The organism is Streptomyces sp. VNUA24 (assembly GCF_029167005.1).
GTDB classification, from domain to species: Bacteria; Actinomycetota; Actinomycetes; order Streptomycetales; family Streptomycetaceae; genus Streptomyces; species Streptomyces scabiei.
In genome coordinates this window covers 7,202,638-7,221,615 of the sequence record NZ_CP119143.1, presented here as the reverse complement: position 1 = coordinate 7,221,615, position 18,978 = coordinate 7,202,638, and the positions used below count along the sequence as shown (strand labels likewise).

Annotated in this window: 15 protein-coding genes; 5 read left to right on the top strand and 10 right to left on the bottom strand. The window is 72.2% G+C overall.

The window, feature by feature from the left end; all coding sequences use genetic code 11:
* Nucleotides 1–7: 7 nt before the first annotated feature.
* The 8 genes from PYR72_RS30925 to iolC all read right to left on the bottom strand — a co-directional run bounded on the left by PYR72_RS30925 (nucleotide 8) and on the right by iolC (nucleotide 11,761).
* Nucleotides 8–1,648: a VWA domain-containing protein gene (locus PYR72_RS30925; protein ID WP_275458328.1), complete on the bottom strand. Its 1,641-nt coding sequence runs from the start codon at nucleotides 1,646–1,648 to the stop codon at nucleotides 8–10.
* Between the two features lie 169 nt (nucleotides 1,649–1,817).
* Nucleotides 1,818–2,714, bottom strand: coding sequence for an ABC transporter permease subunit (locus PYR72_RS30920; protein WP_275458327.1), 897 nt, complete (start codon nucleotides 2,712–2,714; stop codon nucleotides 1,818–1,820).
* Nucleotides 2,711–5,368: an alpha/beta fold hydrolase gene (locus PYR72_RS30915; protein WP_275458326.1), complete on the bottom strand. Its 2,658-nt coding sequence runs from the start codon at nucleotides 5,366–5,368 to the stop codon at nucleotides 2,711–2,713. Before PYR72_RS30915 ends, PYR72_RS30920 begins: the two co-directional genes overlap by 4 nt.
* A gap of 291 nt (nucleotides 5,369–5,659) precedes the next feature.
* A complete protein-coding gene (gene mmsA, locus PYR72_RS30910; protein WP_275458325.1) occupies nucleotides 5,660–7,162 on the bottom strand; it encodes a CoA-acylating methylmalonate-semialdehyde dehydrogenase in 1,503 nt (500 codons plus the stop codon).
* 16 nt (nucleotides 7,163–7,178) lie between these two features.
* Entirely contained in the window at nucleotides 7,179–9,077 is a 1,899-nt protein-coding gene (iolD, locus tag PYR72_RS30905) for a 3D-(3,5/4)-trihydroxycyclohexane-1,2-dione acylhydrolase (decyclizing) (protein WP_275458324.1), read from the bottom strand.
* On the bottom strand, nucleotides 9,074–9,922 hold the full coding sequence (iolB, locus tag PYR72_RS30900; RefSeq protein ID WP_275458323.1) for a 5-deoxy-glucuronate isomerase: 849 nt from the start codon (nucleotides 9,920–9,922) through the stop codon (nucleotides 9,074–9,076). The genes iolD and iolB overlap by 4 nt, the downstream gene beginning before the upstream one ends.
* A 7-nt stretch (nucleotides 9,923–9,929) precedes the next feature.
* Complete coding sequence (locus PYR72_RS30895; protein WP_275458322.1) at nucleotides 9,930–10,814, bottom strand: deoxyribose-phosphate aldolase; 885 nt, start codon at nucleotides 10,812–10,814, stop codon at nucleotides 9,930–9,932.
* Nucleotides 10,811–11,761 carry a 5-dehydro-2-deoxygluconokinase gene (iolC, locus tag PYR72_RS30890; protein ID WP_275458321.1) on the bottom strand — a complete coding sequence of 317 codons (951 nt, stop codon included), beginning with the start codon at nucleotides 11,759–11,761 and terminating at the stop codon, nucleotides 10,811–10,813. The genes PYR72_RS30895 and iolC overlap by 4 nt, the downstream gene beginning before the upstream one ends.
* A gap of 124 nt (nucleotides 11,762–11,885) precedes the next feature.
* Between iolC and PYR72_RS30885 the strand changes: the two genes are divergently transcribed.
* The 3 genes from PYR72_RS30885 to PYR72_RS30875 all read left to right on the top strand — a co-directional run bounded on the left by PYR72_RS30885 (nucleotide 11,886) and on the right by PYR72_RS30875 (nucleotide 13,991).
* A complete protein-coding gene (locus PYR72_RS30885) occupies nucleotides 11,886–12,803 on the top strand; it encodes a sugar phosphate isomerase/epimerase (RefSeq protein WP_275458320.1) in 918 nt (305 codons plus the stop codon).
* A gap of 340 nt (nucleotides 12,804–13,143) precedes the next feature.
* Nucleotides 13,144–13,344, top strand: a complete 201-nt coding sequence (locus PYR72_RS30880; protein ID WP_037729589.1) for a MerR family DNA-binding transcriptional regulator — start codon at nucleotides 13,144–13,146, stop codon at nucleotides 13,342–13,344.
* A 62-nt stretch (nucleotides 13,345–13,406) separates the two neighbouring features.
* Nucleotides 13,407–13,991, top strand: a complete 585-nt coding sequence (locus tag PYR72_RS30875) for a GNAT family protein (RefSeq protein ID WP_275458319.1) — start codon at nucleotides 13,407–13,409, stop codon at nucleotides 13,989–13,991.
* Here the strand turns inward: PYR72_RS30875 and PYR72_RS30870 are convergent.
* Both PYR72_RS30870 and PYR72_RS30865 read right to left on the bottom strand, forming a co-directional pair.
* Nucleotides 13,972–15,144 carry a zinc-dependent alcohol dehydrogenase family protein gene (locus PYR72_RS30870; protein ID WP_275458318.1) on the bottom strand — a complete coding sequence of 391 codons (1,173 nt, stop codon included), beginning with the start codon at nucleotides 15,142–15,144 and terminating at the stop codon, nucleotides 13,972–13,974. The genes PYR72_RS30875 and PYR72_RS30870 overlap by 20 nt on opposite strands.
* Before the next feature lie 321 nt (nucleotides 15,145–15,465).
* Nucleotides 15,466–17,712 carry an MMPL family transporter gene (locus PYR72_RS30865; RefSeq protein ID WP_275458317.1) on the bottom strand — a complete coding sequence of 749 codons (2,247 nt, stop codon included), beginning with the start codon at nucleotides 17,710–17,712 and terminating at the stop codon, nucleotides 15,466–15,468.
* A 187-nt stretch (nucleotides 17,713–17,899) separates the two neighbouring features.
* On the opposite strand from PYR72_RS30865, the gene PYR72_RS30860 reads away from it, so the two are divergent.
* The gene (locus PYR72_RS30860; RefSeq protein WP_275458316.1) at nucleotides 17,900–18,583 is read left to right on the top strand and encodes a TetR/AcrR family transcriptional regulator; all 684 of its coding nucleotides are present in this window, start codon (nucleotides 17,900–17,902) and stop codon (nucleotides 18,581–18,583) included.
* Nucleotides 18,584–18,699: 116 nt separating this feature from the next.
* Nucleotides 18,700–18,939, top strand: a complete 240-nt coding sequence (locus tag PYR72_RS30855; RefSeq protein WP_275458315.1) for a heavy-metal-associated domain-containing protein — start codon at nucleotides 18,700–18,702, stop codon at nucleotides 18,937–18,939.
* Nucleotides 18,940–18,978: the final 39 nt, after the last annotated feature.

The window sequence follows — 18,978 nt, the reverse complement described above, 5'->3', positions numbered from 1 at the left end:
ACACGGCCTAGCCCATCAGCACGTCCGCCGTCCTGATCGCCCCCGCGAGGCCGGTGAGGTCCTCGTCCTCGCGCTCCCTGGCCAGATCGTCCGCCCGGTGGCCCAGCCGGCTCAGGGAGGGGCGGCCCGGGATGCCGGGCCGGCCGTCGTCCTGCCCGCGGAGCGCGTCGGCGAAGTAGGCGGCCGCGGCGGCCACCCGGAGGCCGTACGGGGAGTCGGACCACAGGTTCGCGTGCAGGGCCGACGCCTCCAGGCCCTTCGACTCCTCGTGCGGGGTCCGGGTGTCGGGGTCCAGCCAGCGGACGGTGGCGGTCGCGAGATGGCCGCCGCCGGTGCCGCTGCGGGTGCGGACGGCGTAGAGGGCGGTGACGGTGTGGCCGGGGCCGATCTCGCCGCCGTCGACACGGTCGTCGCGGAAGTCCTCGTCGGCGACCCGCCGGTTGTCGTAGCCGATCAGACGGAACTCCTCGACCGTCGCCGGGTCGAAGGAGACCTGCGCCTTGGCGTCGCGGGCGGTGAGGTCGACGTGGCGCGGGAGTTCCTCGCAGAACACCTTCTCCGCCTCCTTCTCGGTGGAGACGTACGTGGTGTGGCCGTCGCCCTTGTCGGCGAGCCGTTCCATGAGCGCGTCGCCGTAGTCGCTGCCGACGCCCACGCCGAACAGGGTGATGCCGTGCTCCCGGCGCTCGCCGGCGATGCGTTCGAGGATGGTGTCGGCGTCGGTGGAGCCGGTGTTGGCGAGGGCGTCGGAGAGGAGGACGACCCGGTTCGTCGCGCCCTCGCGCAGCCCGTCGACGGCGGTCTCGTAGCCGGTCTCCACACCCGCGGCGAGGTTGGTGGAGTCGGTGGGCTCCAGGCCGGCGACGGCCTCGCGGATCTCGCCCCGGTTGCCGTCCAGACGGGTCATCGGCAGCACGGTCTCGGCCTCGTCGCTGAAGGTCACGAGGGCCACGGAGTCGTCGTCGCGCAGCCGGTTCGTCATCGTGCGCAGGGCGTCCTGCGCGAGGTCGAGGCGGCCCGGTTCGGCCATGGAGCCGGAGACGTCGATGACGAAGGTGAGGGCGGCGGGCGGGCGTTCGCGGTCGCCGGCGGCCCGGGTGGCGAGGCCGACACGGACCAGGGACCAGTTCCCCGGGCCGGTGCGGGCGCCGTCGACGGTCACCGAGAAGCCGTCGCCGTCCGGGCGTTCGTAGTCCTGGCGGAAGCTGTTGACGAACTCCTCCGGCCGGACCGTCGACGGGTCGGGCAGGTCGCCGTCGTCCAGGGTGCGGCGGGCATAGCCGTAGGAGGCGGTGTCGACGTCGAGGGCGAAGGTGGAGAGGTGGTCGGGGGCCGGGGCGAAGTCGCCGGAGCCGTCGTCCTGTTGTTTGCCGCGCTGCTCTCCGGAGTCCGGGCCGTCGGGCGCGGGGGCAGGGAAGCCGTCCGCCTTGCCGCCGTTTCCTCCCCTGTCGTACGAGGAGGAGTCGCCCCGGTCGCCGCTGTTGCCGCAGCCGGTGAGGAGCAGGGCGCAGGCGGCGCCGAGGGCGAGGAGCGCGGTGCCCGCCCGCCGCCCCGCCGTCCGCCTCGGCCCCGTCGTCCTGGTCCTCGTCCGGGTCCTCGTCCTGGTCGTCGTCCTGGTCGTCGGCGTGCTCCTGCGATACGTGTGCATCCGGGCCCCCTCGCCACGTCGTCGTCCGCCGTTCCGCGGGTTCTCGCGGCCGGCTGTTGTGACTGTGACGGCGCGGGGGGCCCGGATGTGCGCCACGGGGTGTTGCGGATGCGTCTCGAAGCGGCCACGGCGGGCGGCCGCCGAGACCGGTGGGTGATCCTCCGGTGACCTAGGAGACGACGTCCTTGCGGCCGAAACCGCGGAAGGCCAGGGCGAACAGCACCAGCGCGTACGTTACCGAGACGGAGACGCCCTGGATCATGTCGGTGTACTCGGGCTGCGGGCGGACCACGTCCAGCCAGGCGTACTGCCAGTGCGCCGGCAGGAAGTCGCGCCAGTCGCCGAGAGCGGTCACCGAGTCGAGCACATTGCCGACGATGGTGAGGCCGACGGCGCCGCCGACCGCGCCGAGCGGGGCGTCCGTGCGGGTGGAGAGCCAGAACGCCAGGGCGGCGGTGACCAGTTGGGACACGAAGATGTACCCCACGGTGACGGCCAGGGCCTGCGCGGCGGCGCCCGTGGCGAGTGCGCCGCCGGTGGGCAGCTCCAGCGGGCCCCAGCCGTAGGCGGCCGTGCCGACCGCGAGGGAGACCACCGGCAGCAGCACGATCGCCGCCAGGCTGAGGGTGAGGCCCACGACGAGCTTGGACCACAGCAGCCGGGCGCGCGGCACGGGCGCGGCGAGGAGGTAGCGCAGGGAGGACCAGCTGGCCTCCGAGGCGACCGTGTCGCCGCAGAACAGCGCGACGGGGATGACGAGCAGGAAGCCCGCCGCGGCGAACAGGTTCACCGCGGCGAAGTTCGCGCCGGACGCGGTGGCCGTGTCCATCAGGTTGACCCGGTTGTTGCCCTCGCCGGGCGTGCCGCCGATCTGGAAGGCGATCAGCAGCACGAGCGGCAGGGCGAACAGGATGCCGAACATGACCATCGTGCGGCGGCGCTTCAGCTGGCGGACCAGCTCGACCCTCAGCGGCAGGGTGCGGCCGGCGCGGTAGCCGTCGGCGACCTCGACGGGCCCGCCGGACCCGGGGCTTGCGTGCTCGGCACGCTCGGCCAGCGTGCTCATGCGGACTCTCCGATCAGGGTGAGGAAGGCGTCTTCGAGGCGGCGGTGCGGGCCGACCGACTCCACGGGGACCTCCAGCCGGACGAGTTCGGCGACCAGGCGCCGAGCACTGCCGTCGGCGTCGAGACGGACCACGAGGCCGTCGTCGGCGCGGACGGCCGAGCCGACACCCGGCAGTGCGGCGATCTTCTCGACGAGCGGTTCGTCCACGGGCTCGGACGTGCCGACCAGCAGCGTGTCGCCGGAGCCGACGATCTCGCTGACGGGGCCCGCCTGGACGAGCTGCCCGTGGTCCATGACGACCAGGTGCGTACAGGTCTGCTCGACCTCGGCCAGCAGGTGGCTGGAGACGATGACGGTACGGCCGGCCGCCGCGTACCGGATCATGACCTCGCGCATCTCGCGGATCTGCGGCGGGTCGAGTCCGTTCGTCGGCTCGTCGAGGATCAGCAGGTCGGGCAGGCCCAGCATGGCCTGGGCGATGGCCAGGCGCTGGCGCATGCCCTGGGAGTAGGTGCGCACCGCGCGGGCCAGCGCGTCGCCGAGACCGGCGATCTCCAGGGCCTCGTCGAGGTGCGCGTCCTCGGCGGGGCGGCCGGTGGCGGCCCAGTACAGCTCCAGGTTCTCGCGGCCGGACAGGTGCGGGAGGAAGCCCGCTCCTTCGACGAACGCGCCGACGCGGGAGAGGACCGGGGCGCCCGGCACGATCGCGTGGCCGAAGACGCGGATCTGGCCGCCGTCCGGCTGGATCAGGCCCATCAGCATGCGCAGGGTCGTCGTCTTGCCGGCGCCGTTCGGGCCGAGCAGGCCGAGGACCTGGCCCTTCTCGACACGGATGGAGAGGTCGCGGACGCTGTAGCGGTCACCGTTCCTGTACTTCTTGCTCAGGTCGGTGATCTGCAGCGGGACCTCGGCGAGCGCCGGGTCGGGGGCGGGGGTGACGGTCCTGCGGCGGCCGGTGACGAGGAGGACGGCCGCGATCGCGGCGCCGGCGACCGGCAGGTACCAGACCCAGGCGGGCAGGACGTCCGTGCGGTCGGCCCCGCCGAGGGGCGTGGGCACCTCCAGACCGCCCTTGAGGGAGACGGTGTACGTCGCCGGGGTGGTCGGGGAGGCGTAGCCGAGGTCGGTGGAGGCGAGGACCAGGCGGAGGCGGTGGCCGTCGTCGAGTTCGTGGTCGATGGCGGGGAGGGTGAGCGTCACGTCCTTGCCGGACTTCGCGCCCTCCACCCGGACCGGGTCGACGAGCTGCGCGGGCAGGACCTGGGACCTGCCGTCCGGGCCGACGTCGTACACCTTGGCGAAGAGGACGGCGTCCTCGGTGGTCGACCTCACATGGACCGTGGCCCTGGGCGAGCCGGTGATCTGCAGGTCGTCGGCGACCGGCTTCGACTGGAACGCGGCGAACTGGCCGGGGAAGTCGAGGGAGATGCCGACGCCGAGGGAGGACAGCTGGGCCAGGCCGCCGCCGGCGCCGAGGCCGGGGAGGGCGGAGATGGCGGGCGGGTTGGCGCCGGCCGGGTTCTCGAAGCTCTGCTCGCGCCCGGTGAGGGCGATCTTCGTGAGGTCGCCCTCCAGGCCCGGGTAGGTGTCGTCGGTCGTACCGGCGAGGCGGGGCTCGCCGTCGCCGGAGCCGGTGCCGAGGGTGCGGGTGACGCGGAACGCGGAGCCGGTGTCGGCGCCCTTGTCGTCCTTCAGGTAGCGGTCGAACCAGGCCCGTGTGCGGGCCTGGACGCGGCTGGTCTCCATGTCGCCGCCGTCGTGGCCGCCGGAGATCCAGTCGACGTCCACGGGGGCGCCGTTGGCCTTGATCGCCTTGGCGGCGGCGTCGGCCTGGCCGAGCGGGAAGAGGGAGTCGGTCTGGCCCTGCATGAGCAGGGTGGGCACCTTGATGCGGTCGCCGACGGCCTCGGGGCTGCGTTCCGCGAGGAGCTTCACGGCCTGCGCGTCGGGCCGCCCCGACTCGGCGACCCGCTGGTACATCTCGCACAGCTGCGTCTCGAACTTCTCGCAGCCGCCGCCGGTGTTGACGAACAGGCCGGCCCACAGCTTCTTGAAGACGCCGTTCGGGAACAGGGCGTCCGCCAGGTTCCAGTACGTGATCGCGGGCGCGATGGCGTCGACCCGGTCGTCGTACCCGGCGGTCAGCAGCGAGATCGCCCCGCCGTAGGAGGCGCCGGCCATGCCGAGGCGCGGGTCGCCCTTCTTGTCGAGCTGCACCTCGGGGCGGGTCGCGAGCCAGTCGATCAGCTTCGAGACGTCGGCGACCTCGCCCTTCGGGTCGTTCAGCCCGATCTTTCCGGTCGACCCGCCGAAGCCGCGCGCGGACCAGGTCAGCACGGCGTAGCCGTCGCGGGCGAGGTCCTCGGCCTGCTCGCGGACGTCGTTCTTGCTGCCGCCGAAGCCGTGGCCGAGCAGGACGGCCGGGCGGCGGCCGTCACCGCCGGAGGTGAAGTACGAGGTGTCGATGCGTACGCCCTCGGCCGTGTCCACGGCCCGGTCGGTGCGCTTCACCGGCGCCGCCTCGTCCGAGGCGGTGGCCGTCCAGGTACCGGCGCCGGCGAGCACGACCACGGCGGCCGCGGCGGCGAGGGTACGACGCGGCCTCCGCCGGAGCGCTCCGCGCAGGCGCGGGCCGGTCAGTCGAAGATCCATGCGTCAACGGTACGGGGCCGTGCCGGTGCCCCGAGGCCCCCTCAGGGGGGAAGCGTGGGGCATCCCACGGTCGTACGGGGGGATTCCGGCATACAGCGGGTGCGGTATGTCGTTGGCTGACAGCAACCTGATAATTCGCCCCCGCCGCCCCTACCCGTCCCATCCCCAGGGGCTGCGCCCCTTCGACCCCCTTCGCGCTCCGCGCGGGGGTGGGTGGGTATGTGCTGGCTCGGTGGGGCTTCTCGCGCAGTTCCCCGCGCCCCTTTCGGGGCGCGGGGAACCTTGTCCGGATCAGTGGTTGCGCGGGAAGCCCAGGTCCACGCCCGTCGGGCCGTCGGCCGGGTCGGGCCAGCGGGTGGTGACGACCTTGCCTCGGGTGTAGAAGTGGGTGCCGTCGTTGCCGTAGATGTGGTGGTCGCCGAAGAGGGAGTCCTTCCAGCCGCCGAAGCTGTGGTAGCCGACGGGGACCGGGATCGGGACGTTGACGCCGACCATGCCGGCCTCGACCTCCAGCTGGAAGCGGCGGGCGGCGCCGCCGTCGCGGGTGAAGATCGCGGTGCCGTTGCCGAACGGGGAGGCGTTGATGAGGGCGATGCCCTCGTCGTAGGTGTCGACGCGCAGCACGGTCAGCACCGGGCCGAAGATCTCGTCCTGGTACGCCTTCGCCGAGGTGGGGACCTTGTCGAGGAGCGAGATGCCGATCCAGTGGCCGTCCTCGTGGCCGTCGACCGTGAAGCCGGTGCCGTCGAGGACGACCTCGCAGCCCTCGGCCGCCGCGCCCGTGACGTAGGAGGCGACCTTGTCGCGATGGACCGCCGTGATCAGGGGGCCCATCTCGGACGTCGGGTCGTTGCCGGGGCCGATCTTGATCTTCTCGGCGCGCTCGCGGATCTTCTCCACCAGCTCGTCGCCGATGGCGCCCACGGCGACCACGGCCGAGATCGCCATGCAGCGTTCGCCCGCCGAGCCGTAGGCCGCCGAGACCGCGGCGTCGGCCGCCGCGTCCAGGTCGGCGTCCGGGAGGACCAGCATGTGGTTCTTGGCGCCGCCGAGGGCCTGGACGCGCTTGCCGTTCGCCGAGGCCGTGGTGTGGATGTAGCGGGCGATCGGGGTCGAGCCGACGAAGGAGACGGCCTTGACGTCCGGGTGCTCCAGGAGGCGGTCCACGGCCACCTTGTCGCCGTGGACGACGTTGAAGACGCCGTCGGGCAGGCCGGCCTCGGAGAGCAGCTCGGCGATCTTGATGGAGGCCGAGGGGTCCTTCTCCGACGGCTTCAGCACGAAGGTGTTGCCGGTCGCGATGGCGATCGGGAACATCCACATCGGGACCATCGCCGGGAAGTTGAACGGCGTGATGCCCGCGACGACACCCAGCGGCTGGCGGATCGAGGAGACGTCCACCCGGCTGGCGACCTGCGTCGACAGCTCGCCCTTCAGCTGCACGTTGATACCGCAGGCCAGCTCGACGATCTCCAGGCCGCGCGCGACCTCACCGAGGGCGTCCGAGTGCACCTTGCCGTGCTCGGCGGTGATCAGCTCCGCGATCGCGTCGCGGTTGGCGTCCAGCAGGGCGCGGAACTTGAACAGGATCGAGGTGCGCTGGGCCAGCGAGGACTGGCCCCAGGTCAGATACGCCTCCTTGGCGGTGCGGACCGCCGCGTCGACCTCGTCGACGGTCGCGAACGCGACCTTGGTGGTGACCGCGCCGGTCGCCGGGTCCGTGACCGGCCCGAACGTACCCGACGCGCCTTCGACGGTCTTGCCGCCGATCCAGTGGTTGACGATCTTCGTCATGCCGAGAAACTCCTTCTCACAGATGGCGGCGTCGGGTTGAGACGTGCCGGTCGTACTCCTCGCGTGCCTTGACCGCCGACGCGCGGGTCGCGGTCTCGGCCACAGGTACATCCCACCAGGCCTGCGCGGGGGGCGGGCCCGACACTGTGTCTGCCGTTTGGGTCTCCACGTAGACACAAGTGGGAGTGTCGGCCGCCCGGGCCTCGGCGAGGGCGGCGCGCAGGTCACGGACCGTCTTGGCGCGCAGGACGCGCATGCCGAGACTGGCCGCGTTGGCGGCGAGATCCACGGGCAGCGGGGCGCCCGTGAACGTGCCGTCGTCGGGGTCGCGGTGGCGGTACGCGGTGCCGAACCGCTCGCCGCCGACCGACTCGGAGAGACCGCCGATGGAGGCGTACCCGTGGTTCTGCACGAGCAGCATCTTGATCGGGACGTTCTCCTGGACGGCGGTGACGATCTCGGTCGGCATCATCAGATACGTGCCGTCGCCGACCAGCGCCCACACCGGGCGCCCGGGAGCGGCCAGCCCGACGCCGATCGCGGCCGGTATCTCGTAGCCCATGCAGGAGTAGCCGTACTCCAGGTGGTACTGGTCCCGGGACCGGGTCCGCCACAGTTTGTGCAGGTCGCCGGGGAGGGAGCCGGCCGCGTTGATGAGGATGTCGCTCTCGTCGGCGATCTCGTCGAGGAGGCCGAGCACCTGGGCCTGGGTGGGCCGGGTGTCGGGCTCGTCGGCCTCGTAGCAGGCGTCGACGCGGTGCTCCCAGCGCTGCTTGTCCTCGGCGTACTCGGCCACGTAGTCGTCCGCGACCCGGTGCCCGTGCAGTTCCAGGGCCTCGCTGAGCGCCTCCAGGCCCGACCGCGCGTCCGCGATCAGCGGCAGTGCGGAGAGCTTGTGGCCGTCGTACGGCGCAATGTTGAGGTTGAGGAAGCGGACGGCGTCGGCGGCGAAGAGGGTGTTCGACGCCGTGGTGAAGTCCGTGTAGCGGGTGCCGACGCCGATGACCAGGTCGGCGGTGCGGGCGAGTTCGTTCGCGGTCGCGGTGCCGGTGTGGCCGACGCCGCCCACGTCCTGCGGGTGGTCGAAGCGCAGGGAGCCCTTGCCGGCCTGGGTGGAGGCCACGGGGATGCCGGTGGCGGCGGCCAGTTCGGCGAGCGTCTCCTCGGCGCGGGCGTGGTGGACACCGCCGCCGGCGACGATCAGGGGGCGGCGGGCCTCGCGGATCGCGGTGATCGCGGCGGCCAGTTCGGCGACGTCGGCCGCCGGGCGGCGCACGTTCCAGGTCCGCTCGGCGAAGAACTCCTCCGGCCAGTCGTACGCCTCCGCCTGCACGTCCTGCGGCAGGGCGAGGGTGACGGCCCCGGTCTCCACCGGGTCGGTGAGCACACGCATCGCCTGGAGCGCGGCCGGGATCAGCGCCTCGGGGCGGGTGACCCGGTCGAAGTACCGCGACACCGGGCGCAGCGTGTCGTTGACGCTGATGTCGCCCGCGTACGGCACTTCGAGCTGCTGGAGGACGGGGTCCGCCGGCCGCGTGGCGAAGGTGTCGCCGGGGAGCAGCAGCACCGGGAGGTGGTTGATGGTGGCGAGGGCGGCGCCGGTGACCAGGTTGGTGGCGCCGGGGCCGATGGACGTCGTCACGGCGTGCGTGGACAGCCGGTTGGACTGCCGGGCGTAGCCGACGGCGGCGTGGACCATCGCCTGCTCGTTGCGGCCCTGGAGGTAGGGCATGTCGTCGGCGTACTCGACCAGCGCCTGGCCGAGGCCGGCGACGTTGCCGTGGCCGAAGATGCCCCAGGTGGCGCCGATCAGCCGCCGCCGCTCGCCGTCGCGCTCGGTGTACTGCGCGGACAGGAAGCGGACGAGGGCCTGGGCGACGGTGAGCCGCGTCGTCGACGGGGTCGTCGTGCTCATCGGTACCCCTCCGTGTGATCGGGGTGGAAGCAGATCCGCCACTGCCGTTCGGCGCCCGGACCGGCCATGACGTTGAGGTAGTACATGCTGTGGCCGGGCTGCGCGACGGACGGGCCGTGCCAGCCGTCGGGCACGAGCACCGCGTCGCCGGAGCGGACCTCGGCGAGCACCTCGGAGCCGCCCTCGCGGGAGGGGGAGACGCGCTGGTAGCCGAAGCCGTTCGGGCCGTCGATCTCGAAGTAGTAGATCTCCTCCAGGGCGGTCTCCTCCCCCGGCCGGTTCTCGTCGTGCTTGTGCGGCGGGTACGAGGACCAGTTGCCGCCGGGGGTGATGACCTCGACGGCGATCAGCTTGTCGCACGCGAAGGCGTCGGCGGAGGCGAAGTTGCGTACCTGGCGGGCGCAGGTGCCGCTGCCCCGGTCCTCCACGGGAACCTCCGGCGCGGGGCCGTAGCGAGCGGGGAGTCGTCGCTCGCACTTCGCTCCTGCCAAAGCGAAGCGGCCTCCCGCGCCGGAGGCGATCTGTACCCGGGCGTCGCGGGGCGCGTACACGAAGTCGGAGACTCCGGCGAACACGCTCTCCCTGCCCAGGATTTCGAACTCGGTGACGCCGTCACCGTCTGAATTGCCCGGTTCCTCCGACACGCGCACCGTACAACCGCCGCTCAGCGACAGCACGATCCACTCGCTGTCCCCGGTCGTGAAGGTGTGCGTCCCGTCCGGCCCCAACTCCACGACGCGCAGGCTGCTGTGGGTCCAGCCGGCCCGCTTCGGGTCGATGTCGACGGCGTACCGGGCGTTCGCCGTCGCGCCCTTGGGTACGTACAGCTCGGTCTTCTGTGTCATGCGGCCCTCACAACAGTCCTACGGCGGTGTCCACGGCGGCGGTCACGTCGTCGTCCGCCGGGTAGAGCAACGAGCGGCCGACCACCAGGCCCTGCACGGTGGGCAGTTGCAGCGCGCCCCGCCACTTCTCGTACGCGCCCTCCTGGTCCTCGCCGACGTCGCCGCCGAGCAGGACGGCGGGCAGCGTGGACGTCTCCATCACCTGGGCCATGTCGTCGGGGTTGTCGGTGACGGGCACCTTCAGCCAGGTGTACGCGGACGTGCCGCCGAGTCCGGCCGCTATGGCGATCGACTTGGTGACGGCCTCGGCGCTCAGATCGTTCCTGACCTTGCCGGTGACCGGGTCGCGGCGGCTGATGAACGGCTCGACGAACACGGGGAGCCGGCGCTCGGCCATGGCGTCCACGGCACGGGCGGTGGACTCCAGGGTGGTGAGGGAGCCGGGGTCGTCGTAGTCGACGCGCAGCAGGAGCTTGCCGGCGTCGAAGCCGAGGCGCCGCATGTCCTCGGGACGGTGGCCGGTGAAGCGGTCGTCCAGTTCGAAGCTGGCGCCCGCGAGGCCGCCCCGGTTCATGGAGCCCATGACGACCTTGCCGTCGAGGGCGCCGAGCAGGAGCAGGTCGTCGAGGATGTCGGCGGTCGCGAGGACGCCGTCGACGCCGGGGCGGGACAGCGCCAGGCACAGCCGTTCGAGAAGGTCGGCACGGTTGGCCATGGCGAGCCTGCGGTCGCCGACGGAGAGGGCGCCGCGGGCCGGGTGGTCGGCGGCGACGATCATCAGCCGGCCGCTGTCCCCGACCAGGGGGCGCCTCACGCGCCGGGCGGCGGCCTCGGCGATGGCCTCCGGGTGGTGGACCCGGGTGCGCACGAGGGCGGAGACGTCGATGCTCACAGGACCGCTCCCGCAGCGACCGCCGCCTCGATCTCGTCCACCGTGGGCATGGCGGACGAACACTCCAGGCGGGAGGCGACGATGGCCCCGGCGGCGTTGGCGTGCCGCATGATCTTCTCCAGGCTCCAGCCTTCGAGCAGGCCGTGGCAGAGGGAGCCGCCGAAGGCGTCGCCGGCGCCGAGACCGTTCAGGACCTCGACGGGCAGCGGCGGGACCTCGGCGGACTCGCCCTCGCTGTTGACCGCGAGGACCCCCTTGGGGCCCTGCTTGACGACCGCGAGTTCGACCCCGGCGTCGAGGAGCGCGCGGGCGGCGGCGTGGGGTTCGCGGACACCGGTGGCGACCTCGACCTCGTCGAGGTTGCCGACCGCGACGGTGGTGTGCCGCAGGGCCTCCTCGTAGAACGGGCGGGCCTCGGCCGGGTCGCTCCAGAACATGGGCCGCCAGTCGAGGTCGAAGACCGTGGTGCCGGCCTTGGCCCGGTGGGCCAGCGCCGCGAGCGTCGCCGTACGGCTGGGCTCCTCGCTCAGGCCGGTGCCGGTCACCCAGAAGATCCGGGTCACGGCGATGGCGTCGAGGTCCAGCTGGTGGGCGTCGATCTCCAGGTCCGGGGCCTTCGGGCGGCGGTAGAAGTAGAGCGGGAAGTCGTCCGGCGGGAAGACCTCGCAGAAGGTGATCGGGGTCGCGAGGCCCGGGACCGGGGTGACCCAGCGGTCGTCCACGCCGAAGTCGCGCAGCGCCTGGTGGAGGTACTCGCCGAAGGGATCCTCGCCGGTGCGGGTGATGACGGCGGTGGAGCGGCCGAGCCGGGACGCGGCCACCGCGACGTTCGTGGCCGATCCGCCGAGGAACTTCCCGAAGGACGTCACCTGCGGCAGCGGGACCCCCGTCTGCAACGGGTAGAGATCCACACCGATCCGCCCCATGGTGATCAGGTCGTACGCCATCGAGTTCCCTTCACGCGCCGGTTCGGTCAAGGTCTAGTCCCGTCGGAGCGACCCTGTCAATACTTTGTCCAGACATTCGGACTACCTATTGACACCTTCTGCTCCGAGGCTGAAGCTGACTCCCATGACGTCGTTGTCACCTCAGTCCTCACTCTCGCGCATCCGAGTCGGCTCGGCGCCCGACTCCTGGGGCGTCTGGTTCCCCGACGACCCCCAGCAGGTCCCCTGGCAGCGCTTCCTCGACGAGGTCGCCGCTTCCGGCTACGAGTGGATCGAGCTGGGCCCGTACGGCTATCTGCCGACCGATCCGGAGGTCCTCGCCGAGGAGACCGCCAAACGCGGCCTGAAAGTGTCGGCCGGCACGGTCTTCACCGGGCTGCACCACGGCCCCGACGTCTGGGAGAAGACCTGGGCGCACGTGGCCGACAACGCGGTCCTCGCCCAGGCCATGGGCGCCGAGCACCTCGTCGTCATCCCGTCGTTCTGGCGGGACGACAAGACGGGCCAGGTGCTGGAGCCCAGCGAGCTGAACGTCGAACAGTGGCGGCACCTCACCCAGCTCACCGAGCGGCTCGGGCGGGAGGTGCGGGAGAAGTACGGCCTGAAGATCGTCGTCCACCCGCACGCCGACACCCACATCGACAGCGAGGAGAACGTCGTCCGCTTCCTGGACGGCACCGACTCCTCGGTGGTCTCGCTCTGCCTCGACACCGGGCACTACGCCTACTGCGGCGGCGACAGCGTCAAGCTGATCGAGACCTACGGCGAGCGCATCGGGTACCTGCACCTCAAGCAGGTGGACCCCGAGATCCTGGCGGACGTACGGGCGAACGAGGTGCCCTTCGGGCCGGCCGTCGCCCGGGGTGTGATGTGCGAGCCGCCCAAGGGCGTGCCGGAGCTGGGGCCCGTGCTCGCCGCCGCGGCGAAGCTGGACGTGGACCTGTTCGCGATCGTCGAGCAGGACATGTACCCGTGCGAGCCGGACGCCCCGCTGCCGATCGCGCAGCGCACGCGGGCGTTCCTCCGGTCCTGCGGGGCGTAGACGCTCCGCTGAATGCCGGACGCCGAGCAGCGCAGGGGAACTGCGGGTCGTCGGCGGGCCACAGGTGGTTCGTGGCCGGTCGCGCAGTTCCCCGCGCCCCTGACAGGGGCACGGCCGTCGGGCCTTGGCTTCAGGTGCTCGGCACTCGTGTCACAAAAGACGCCCTTCTGTCACGGATGTCACGTGTACGCGGGTCTTTCGTCACGTGTGGACGACGGGCCCTGCCGGCGGTCACCGAGGGTCGTTGGGCGGTCACAGGCTTGTGATCGCCAGCGCAGCGCCCGGCTCCCCCGACGGCTTCCCGGCCGCCTCCGTGGCGTGCGCGGGGAGGTTCCTTCCGATGACCGACCGTCGGCTCTGGTCGTACCAGGACATCGCGGCGCACATCCGTGTGCGGCCCGACACCGTCCGCTCGTACCGCAAACACGGGCTGCTCCCGCCGCCCGACCACACGGAGAACGGCAAGCCCTACTGGTACGCCGACACCGTCCGTGCGTGGGTCGCCTCCAGACCGGGCAACCGGGGGCGCGGGGCCGACTGAAGCCCGGCTTCCGGTAGCCAATTCGTTTGTCCCCGGGTCCGTTCGGCATCGAGGATCCGGGGATGAGCCTTTCCCGGAAACCCGTACTCACCGGTGAGCGGGCCGTGCTGCGGCCGTTCACCGTGGACGACGCGCCCGTGATGGCGCGGATCCTCGCCGACCCGGAGGTCGTGCGGCTCACCGGCAGCCCGGCCGAGGAGTTCGGCGCGGAACGGCTGCGTTCCTGGTACGGCAGCCGCAACGACCACACCGACCGGCTCGACCTCGCGATCGTGGACCGGGCGAGCGGCGAGCTGGTGGGTGAGGCCGTGCTGAACGAGTGGGACGAGGCCAACCGCAGCTGCTGCTTCCGCATCCTGATCGGGCCCGGCGGGCGGGGCCGGGGGCTGGGCACGGAGGCCGTGCGGCTGACCGTCGGACACGCCTTCGAGGAGGTCGGGCTGCACCGCGTCTCGCTGTACGTCTTCACCCACAATCCCCGGGCCCGGCGTGTCTACGAGAAGGCAGGTTTCGTGGCCGAGGGGGTCGAGCGGCAGACGTTGTGGCAGGGCGGGACGTGGATCGACGCCGTGCGTATGTCGGTCCTCGCGCCGGAGTGGGCCGACCATCGGGGGCGGCCCGGTCGGGTCAGCTCCACGGGTCGATGACCGTCACTCCGCCGCCCGGGGCCGTGCCCATCGCCGCGAGGGCGGCGGGGGCCGCATCCAGCGGGATCGTGGACGTCACCAGGAGGTCGGGGCGCAGGACGCCCGCGCGGACCAGCTCCAGCATCCTCGGGTAGGCGTGGGCCGCCATCCCGTGGCTGCCCAGCAGCTCCAGCTCCAGGGCCACCGCCCGGGCCATCGGCACGGGGGTGGTCCCTTCCGGTGACGGGAGCAGGCCCACCTGGACGTGGCGGCCCCGGCGGCGGAGGCTGTTGACGGAGGCCGCGCAGGTGGCCGGGGAGCCGAGGGCGTCGAGGGAGAGGTGGGCTCCGCCGCCGGTCAGATCGCGGACGGCCGCGGCGGTGTCGGGTGCGGCCTTTCCGGGTGCGGCCTTTCCGGGTGCGGCCGGGTCGGGTGCGGCCGGGTCGGGTGTGGCCGGGTCGGGTGTGGCCGGGTCGGGTGTGGCCGGGTCGGGTGTGGCCGGGTCGGGTGTGGCCGTTGCGGCTGACGCGTTCACGCAGGCCGTCGCGCCGAACGTGCGGGCCAGGTCCAGTGCCTGGGGAGACACGTCCACGGCGACCACCCTGGCTCCGGCGGCCGCCGCGATCATCACGGCCGAGAGGCCGACGCCTCCGCAGCCGTGGACCGCGACCCACTCCCCCGGCGCGACACGGCCCTGCGCCACGACCGCGCGGAACGCCGTGGCGAAGCGGCAGCCGAGGGCGGCGGCCGTGGCGTACGAGAGTTCCTCCGGGAGGGCCACGAGGTTCACGTCGGCGTGGTCCAGGGCGACGTACTGGGCGAACGAGCCCCAGTGGGTGAACCCCGGCTGGGTCTGGCGCTCGCACACCTGCTGGTCTCCGGCGGCGCAGGTGGGGCAGGTGCCGCAGGCGCACACGAACGGGACCGTGACGCGGTCGCCGGGGTGCCAGGCGGTCACCGCGCCGCCGGTCGCCTCCACGATGCCGGCCAGTTCGTGGCCGGGGACGTGGGGGAGGGTGATGTCGGGGTCGTGGCCCTGCCAGCCGTGCCAGTCGCTGCGGCAGAGGCCGGTGGCTTCGACGCGGACGACCACTCCGTGGGGGGTGGGGGTGGGGGTCGCGAGGTTCTGCACCATGGCCGGCTCTCCGAAACGCTCGAACACGACTGCGCGCATGGGCGCCCGCCTCTCGGATCGTGGCTGGTGATCGCTGGCCGGCCGCCCGGCCCGGTCAGCATCGCATGGGGGGTCGGGTGGGGTTTCCTCGCCCCCGCCGCCCCTACCCGTCCCTCCCCCACTCTCGGCTTCGCTCGAGCGGGAGGTGCCCCCACCCAGGGGCTGCACCCCTTCGACCCCCATACGTCCGCCCGGTGGGGGCTGGTCGCGCAGTTCCCCGCGCCCCTGAAGGGGGCGGGGGTGCGCACCCATCGAGTTTCACGTGCAGGTCCGGTGGGGGTTCTCGCGCGGTTCCCCGCGCCCCTTGAAAGCAGGGGGCAGTCAGGAGCTGGAGTGGGTCGGGACCGGTTCTGGTTCCGGTTGTGGTTTCGGTTTTGCTGCTGGGGTGGGGGTGGGGTTGTCCGCCTCGGTCAGGCCGAATCTGGCGTGGAACTTTTTCAGGGGGGCCGGGGCCCACCAGGTCGCTCGGCCGGTCAGGCGCATGACCGCCGGGACCAGGAGGCTGCGGATGACCATGGCGTCCATGAGGACGGCGAGGGCGATGCCCAGGCCGAGCATCTTGGTGTTGGTGACCCGGGAGGTGCCTATGGCGATCATGACGACGGCGAGGATCACCGCGGCGGCGGTGATGAGGCCGCCGGTGCGCTGGAGTCCGAAGCGGACGGAGCCGACGTGGTCGCCGCTGTGGTCGTACTCCTCCTTGATGCGGGAGAGCAGGAAGACGCCGTAGTCCATGGAGAGACCGAAGGCCACGCAGAACATCAGGACCGGGAGCGTGGTCTCTATGGAGCCGGGGCTGGTGAAGGCGAGCAGGCCGGAGAGGTGGCCGTCCTGGAAGACCCAGACCAGCGCGCCGAACATCGCGGTGAGACTCAGGGCGTTCAGCAGGACCGCCTGGAACGGGATCAGCACGCTGCCGGTGAGCAGGAAGACCAGGATCAGGGTGACCGTGGCGATGAAGGCGAGCGCCCAGGGGGTGCCCTCGCCTATCGCCGCCTTCGTGTCGACCAGGACCGCCGCCGTACCCGTCACCGAGGTGTCGAAGGGGGCGTCCATGGCCCGGATGTCGTCCACCAGGCGCTGGGCGCCCTCGTCGACCGCGTCGCCCTCGGGCTGCACGGTGAAGTAGGCCCAGTCGCCGTGCACCAGGGGCCCCTCCACGCGGAGCACGTCGGGCAGGTCCGCCAGGCGCTGCTTGTAGCCGGCGTACTCCGTCTTCGTCGCCTCTCCTTCCGCCAGCACCGCCAGGCCGCCGCCGGGAGAGCCGGGGAAGCCTTCGCGCAGATGCTGCTGGACGACGTGGGACTCGGCGGTCGAGGGAAGCTGGCGGTCGTCGGCCGTGCCGAACTTCACGCCCAGGAACGGGAGGCCGAGCAGCAGCAGGCCCGCTGTCGTGGCGATGGCGAAGTAGGGGGCCCGGCGCATGACCAGGGCAGCCGTACGGCCCCAGGCGGCGCCCTCCTCCTTGGCCGGGGAGGCATCCGCCCCGGTGTCCGCGGCCTTGCGGCGCCGGAACAGTTTGCGCAGGTCGAAGGCGTTGACGCGGTCGCCGAGCAGGATCAGGGCGGCCGGCAGCAGGATCAGGGCGGCCCCGGCCGCGAGCAGGACCACCGCGATGCCCGCGTAGGCGAAGGACTTCAGGAAGTACTGCGGGAAGACCATCATGGCGGCCAGCGAGACGGCAACCGTGAGGGCGGAGAAGAGGACCGTGCGGCCGGCCGTGCGCAGGGTGGTGGCGATGGCGGTCAGGGAGTCGGCGCCGCCCGCCAGTTCCTCGCGGAAGCGGCGCACGATGAACAGGGCGTAGTCGATCGCGAGGCCGAGGCCCATGGCCGTGGTGAGGTTCAGGGCGAAGACCGAGACGTCGGTGACCTCGGTGAGGCCGCGCAGGATCGCGTTGGTGCCGAGGATCGCGACGATGCCCACACCGAGTGGCAGCAGGGCGGCGACCGCGCTGCCGAAGACCATGACCAGCAGGACGAGCGTCACCGGAAGGGCGATCAGCTCGGCCCGCAGCAGGTCCTCCTGGATGGTCGTCTGCATCTCGTGGCGCACGGCGAGGATGCCGCCGACCCTGACCTCCACCGGGCCGCGGGTGCCGCGCAGCTCGGGCGCGATGCGGTCGAGGGTCTTGTTCGCCGCCGTCTCGTCCCCCGTGAGGCGGGCCGCTATCAGTGCCTCTCCGCCGTCCTTCGCGCGCAGGGTCGGGGCGCCGGTCTGCCAGTAGGAGGCGACACCCCTGACGCCCTTCTCGGCGGCGAGCCGCTCGGTCAGCCGCTTGCCCTCGGCGGCGACGGCCGGATCGTCGACCGACGCCTCACCCGCGTCGACGAGCAGCAGGAAGTTCGGCTGGGAGTCGGGGAACTCACGCTCCAGTGCCTTCGTCGCGTAGGTGGACTGGGCGGCCGGGTCCTCCCAGCCGCCGCTGTCGAGACGGTCGGCCACGTCGCTGCCCGCCACCACCGCGAGCGCGGTGAGCACCAGGGCGACCAGCAGGGAGAGCCGGGGGCGGGCGGTCACGAACCGGGTCCAGCCTCCCGCTCGGGGTGGCCGGTTGACTTCGGTCATGGTGCGGTGTCCCCTTCAGTCTGATCCGGTTCAGCCTGATCCGTCGCTCGATCCGTGCCGCGCGCAGCTCTGCGGTACGGGAGCACGAGCCATACACTGGAAAACACGAGAGATCGCTCGTGTTTCTCCAGAATGCGAGCGACCACTCGTTTTTGTCAATCACGATCCGGAAAGCCGGTGACGACGCGTGCCCGTGAACCAGGAGAAGGAACAGCCGCGCCGCCGCCAGGCCCGCGGCGAGCGCCGCATCGCGCAGCTCCTCGAAGCCGCGGCCACGGTGTTCTGCTCGACGGGGTACGCGGCCGCCAGCACCAACGCCATCGCCCGCGAGGCGGGCGTCTCACCGGGCACGCTGTACCAGTTCTTCCCGAACAAGGAAGCGATCGCGATCGAGCTGAGCGGGCGGCTCATGCACGAGATGCGCGAGACGTACGGCGAGGCGCTCGCCCCGGTGGACCCGGCGACCCCGCTGGAGGAGGCCGTCGCGGCCGCCGTCGACCGCTTCATCGACTTCAACTGCCGGCACCCGGTGGTCTTCACCCTGATGCACGGGCCGGACGTCCCCGGCCGGATCGCCGAGCAGCACGACGCCGTGCACGCGGCCCTGCTCGCGCGGATCGAGACGCTGCTCACCCCGTTCCTCCCGGACGCCTCGGCCGCCGACATCTCGCGCACCGCGCACGTCTGCGTGGCCATGTACAAGGCCGGCCTGGAGCTGGTGCTCACCCGCGAGGGCGAGGAGCGCGCCGCCTACGTGCAGGAGCTGAAGAACGTGCTGTTCCGCTACCTGGAGCCACTGGCGGGCGGCGACTGCACGCCGGAGAGCCCGGCCGGCACACCCACACCCGCACCCGCGGCCCCGGCCCCCTGACCCGAGGGCCCCGCCCACCCGGGCGGACCTCTCTTGGATTCATACCCCTAGGGGGTATAAGCTGGACGCCAGGAAGGGTTACTCGAACCCCACCCGCCCCGACAAGGAGTAACGACATGGCCGCCGAGACCGACACCCAGGGTTCCGTCACCGCCGTCTACAAGGTGAGCGGCATGAGCTGCGGGCACTGCGAGGGCGCCGTTTCGGGCGAGATCACCCAGCTCCCCGGCGTCTCCTCCGTGAAGGCCGTCGCCTCCACCGGCGAGGTCACCGTGGTCTCGGCCGCCCCGCTCGACGAGGAGGCCGTACGCGCCGCCGTGGACGAGGCGGGCTTCGAGCTGGTCGGCACGGTCTGAGACCGGACACGGACACGGACACCGGCCCAGGGATGTCAC